The sequence below is a fragment of the Aeromonas sp. ZOR0002 genome (assembly GCF_963866995.1).
Taxonomy (GTDB): Bacteria; Pseudomonadota; Gammaproteobacteria; order Enterobacterales; family Aeromonadaceae; genus Aeromonas; species Aeromonas caviae.
Map to the genome: position 1 here is coordinate 1 of NZ_CAWMFQ010000171.1, position 2,669 is coordinate 2,669.

At 59.8% G+C, this 2,669-nt stretch carries 2 protein-coding genes and 1 pseudogene; 2 read left to right on the plus strand and 1 reads right to left on the minus strand.

The annotated features are described in order from the left end of the window. A pseudogene (locus AACR77_RS09940) lies at positions 1–205 on the plus strand (mechanosensitive ion channel); the annotation flags it as partial. Between the two features lie 115 nt (positions 206–320). Here the strand turns inward: AACR77_RS09940 and AACR77_RS09945 are convergent. Continuing rightward, the gene (locus tag AACR77_RS09945; protein ID WP_029314882.1) at positions 321–509 is read right to left on the minus strand and encodes a hypothetical protein; all 189 of its coding nucleotides are present in this window, start codon (positions 507–509) and stop codon (positions 321–323) included. 421 nt (positions 510–930) lie between these two features. Here AACR77_RS09945 and pgi point away from each other — a divergent pair, with 421 nt between their 5' ends. After that, positions 931–2,580 carry a glucose-6-phosphate isomerase gene (pgi, locus tag AACR77_RS09950; protein ID WP_039040994.1) on the plus strand — a complete coding sequence of 550 codons (1,650 nt, stop codon included), beginning with the start codon at positions 931–933 and terminating at the stop codon, positions 2,578–2,580. The last annotated feature ends 89 nt before the right edge of the window (positions 2,581–2,669 follow it).

Genomic DNA, 2,669 nt, shown 5'->3' on the forward strand with positions numbered 1-2,669 from the left:
CCTGAAGGAGCCGGCAGCCACCATCGCCGTTGCCGCGCTGGCCGACTCCTCGGTCAACATCGTGGTGCGTCCCTGGGTCAAGACCGGTGATTACTGGGGTGTCTGGTTCGACTTCCACGAGAAGGTGAAGCTCACCTTCGACGCCGAGGGCATCGAGATTCCCTTCCCCCAGCGTGTGGTCCACATGCAAAAGACGGCGGATTGATCCTCGGTGTGCGTTCTCCAGTGCCAGCCTTCGGGCTGGCACTGTCGTTTCTGCCTTCTGTGACATGAAAAAACCGGCCACAGGCCGGTCTTGCGCACCAGGTCGCACCGCGTTCTCACCCCAGCCGGCGTGCAACCCGGTTGAGCAGGGGCTGCATCAGCACATAACCCCCCAGCACGGCTCCGATCACCGCCAGCACGCGGATCTCCAGCGTCGGCGCCGCATTGGCCAGCGTCAGGGTCAGCAAACCGATGAGGCCGGTGGCGATCAGGCTCAGGGCAAACAGGGATAACAGGGCTTTCATCTCGATCTCCTCATTCCACACCATTGATTCCATACCTTGGCCATCCCTGGGAGATCTCGTCCATTCGGCTCATATGGTAGCCAGCGTCTGTTGCCCGCCATTTGCGCCTGCTCAAAAAACCGTCCGATGAGCGTCTGTTGAATACCCTTTTATCTGTCACGCCAGCTTTCCAGCGCCACGGCCGTGCTCCCCTTGAAATGAAAGCCTTTTCAACCCGAACAAGCATGCGCGAACGCAAGATCCCGGGGTACTGGGTGACTCATAATCGCACTGTTTTGGTTGTACACTCCCTCGTTGCAGACAATTGGTAATGCTCTGTTACACGGGGCGCACGGAGTGCCCGGTATAATGCTCGCATAATAAGGTTTGGCGGGAGCCTTGCCTGCAAGGTTCAAACACAACTTGGAAGACTGATAATCCTATGAAAAATATCAATCCAACCCGGACCCAGGCCTGGCAGGCACTGGAAGCCCATTTTGCAGCCAACAAGGAGATGCGTCTCAAGGATCTGTTCGCACAGGATCCCAAGCGTTTTGACAAGTTCTCCCTCACCTTCGGTGGCGACATCCTGGTCGACTACTCCAAGAACCTGATCACCGAAGAGACCCTCAAGCTGCTGGTGAACCTGGCTGGCGAGACCGATCTGCGCAGCGCCATCGACGCCATGTTCAACGGCGACAAGATCAACATGACCGAAGGGCGCGCCGTACTGCACACCGCCCTGCGCAACCGCTCCGACCGTCCCATCGAGGTTGACGGCAAGGACGTGATGCCGGAAGTGAACGCCGTACTGGCCAAGATGAAGGGCTTCTGCGAGAAGGTCATCGGTGGCGAGTGGAAGGGCTATACCGGCAAGGCCATCCAGCACGTGGTCAACATCGGCATTGGTGGCTCCGATCTGGGCCCCGTCATGATCACCGAGGCCCTGCGCCCCTACAAGAATCACCTGGAGATGCACTTCGTCTCCAACGTCGACGGCACCCACATCGCCGAGACGCTCAAGAAGATCGATCCGGAAACCACCCTGTTCCTGGTGGCCTCAAAGACCTTCACCACCCAGGAGACCATGACCAACGCCCTGACCGCCCGCGACTGGTTCCTCGGTCACGCCGGTGACAAGGCTCACGTGGCCAAGCACTTCGCCGCCCTGTCTACCAACGGCAAGGCCGTGGCCGAGTTCGGCATCGACACCGACAACATGTTCGAGTTCTGGGACTGGGTCGGCGGCCGCTACTCCTCCTGGTCCGCCATCGGCATGCCCATCGCCCTCTCCCTCGGCTTCGAGCACTTCGAGGCCCTGCTGCAAGGCGCCTTCGAGATGGACATGCACTTCGCCACTGCCGCCTATGAACAGAACGTGCCCGTACTGCTGGCCCTGATCGGCCTGTGGTACAACAACTTCCATGGTGCCGAGTCCGAAGCCATCCTGCCGTACGATCAGTACATGCATCGCTTCCCTGCCTACTTCCAGCAAGGCAACATGGAGTCCAACGGCAAGTACGTGGACCGCGACGGCAATCCGGTGGACTACCAGACCGGCCCCATCATCTGGGGTGAGCCGGGTACCAACGGCCAGCACGCCTTCTACCAGCTGATCCATCAGGGCACCAAGCTGATCCCCTGCGACTTCCTGGCGCCGGCTATCAGCCATAACCCCATCGGTGACCACCATCCGAAGCTCCTGGCCAACTTCTTCGCCCAGACCGAGGCCCTGGCCTTCGGCAAGAGCAAGGAAGCGGTGGAGGCCGAGTTCCTGGCCGCCGGCAAGACGCTGGAGCAGGTCAAGGATCTGGTGCCGTTCAAGGTGTTCGAAGGCAACCGCCCGACCAACTCCATCCTGTTCAAGCAGCTGACCCCGAAAACCCTCGGCTCCCTGATCGCCATGTACGAGCACAAGATCTTCGTACAAGGCGCAATCTGGAACATCTTCTCCTTCGACCAGTGGGGTGTGGAGCTGGGCAAACAGCTGGCCAACAAGATCCTGCCGGAGCTGGGCACAGATGAGGCCGTCACCAGCCACGACGGCTCCACCAACGGCCTGATCAACACCTGGAAAGCCTGGAAGGCCTGATTGCTCCCGCCCTCCAGAATGCAAAAGCCCCGCTCGATGAGCGGGGCTTTTTTATGGCGCTGTCCCAATTACATGTTGAAAGGCTAACC

Coding starts and splice junctions, on each gene's coding strand:
- AACR77_RS09945 (WP_029314882.1), bottom strand. CDS start 509: ATGAAAGCCCTGTTATCCCTGTTTGCCCTGAGCCTGATCGCCACCGGC.
- pgi (WP_039040994.1), top strand. CDS start 931: ATGAAAAATATCAATCCAACCCGGACCCAGGCCTGGCAGGCACTGGAA.